Source organism: Arthrobacter sp. Bi26, from assembly GCF_918697925.1.
Classification (GTDB): Bacteria; Actinomycetota; Actinomycetes; order Actinomycetales; family Micrococcaceae; genus Arthrobacter.
The window spans coordinates 1-1,321 of the sequence record NZ_CAKKMF010000207.1 but is presented as its reverse complement, the minus strand read 5'-3'; the positions used below and the strand labels follow the sequence as shown (position 1 = coordinate 1,321).

1 protein-coding gene is annotated in these 1,321 nt (G+C 64.0%); it reads right to left on the bottom strand.

The features are described from left to right. Nucleotides 1-1,145 (bottom strand): integrase core domain-containing protein (locus LQV16_RS23470; protein WP_229996227.1); only part of this gene is annotated, 1,145 nt, incomplete at its 3' end. Nucleotides 1,146-1,321: the final 176 nt, after the last annotated feature.

Here is a 1,321-nt window from a genome sequence, read left to right as displayed (position 1 = left end):
GGGGGTTGTTTCGCCGTGAATCCGGGGGGCTTGCCGTTTCCGACTGTTTTGGTCCCGGCCTGTGGACGGGGGTAGGACGTGATGTGGGTGCCCTGGTCATCGAAGAACTGGATTGTCTCGGGGTCCCAGAGCGCGTGGATGCACTGCCGGGCGTAGGGTTTGCCGATCATGTAGACCACGCTGTTGATCGTGACTCTGCCGTTGGGGTAGGCGATGCGGGTGGCCTGGCCGCTGCCGTGGGTGCTGTCCTGGGTGAGGGTCGGGACGGGTTTCGGGTGGGGTGGCTCGGCAGCCGGTGTGGCGTCCCATGCTTGTTGCGGGGTGATCCGTCCGGGCAGGCCCTGGTGGGGGCGTTCGGTGTTGTAGAGCTGATCGAACGCGTCGACCTGTTCCTGAAGCTGTTCAAGGCTCCCGGCGAGGGGTTGTTTGTCCAAGAAACGGAACAGGGTCCGGTGGAAGCGTTCGTTCTTGCCCTGTGTGGTTGGTTTGTAGGGTTTCCCGGTGATCGCCTCGATCCCCAGGGAGGTAACGTGCGTGAGGAGCTGGCCTTGGCGGCCTCGCCGTGAAGGGTTCAACGCGGCCCCATTGTCCGTGAGCAGTTTCTGGGGCACCCCGTGCGCGGTGATGCCCTTCTTCACCACCGCGATCGCGGCCTCGGATGTTTCCCCGGCGGCGACGTGGGAGGCGACCGCGAAGCGGGAGTGGTCATCGATGAGCTGGAAGATCACGCATTTACGGCCGCCGGTGAGGACGTACTCGGTCGCGTCCAGCTGCCACAGACAGTTCGGGGCCGGGTAAACGAACCGGCGGTACGCGGCCCGGGGCTTCTTCCGCGGCTCCAGCCTCGCGACACCGGTTTCACGGAAGATTCTGGCCAGCGACGCAACCGAGGGCACCGGTTCCAGGCCCATGGATTTCATTTTCTCGAACACGCTGATCGGTCCGTGGTCCAGGCCCGAGCGCTCCAAAGCAGCCCGCACCCGCAGTGCCTGCTCCTTGGCCTCCTCACCGATCTTGGACGGGCTCGTGCGCGGCCGGCGGGACCGCGGTTCCAACGCTGCAGCCGGGCCCTCGGCCCGGGCCCGGCCCAGCAACACGTAAAACGTCTTACGGGAGATGCCATGCTCGGCACAGAACGATGTCACAGCACCACGCGGCGGATCATCCGGCCACTGCGAGATCGCTAAACGGACACGAGGATCAACAGGCTCAACTCCACTCATCCACCAATCAGATCGGCAGAAGTGTCACCACCAAGAACCTCGGAACTGTCACCATTGACCTGACAAAGAACTGTCACCTATGTCCTGCGACATAACAC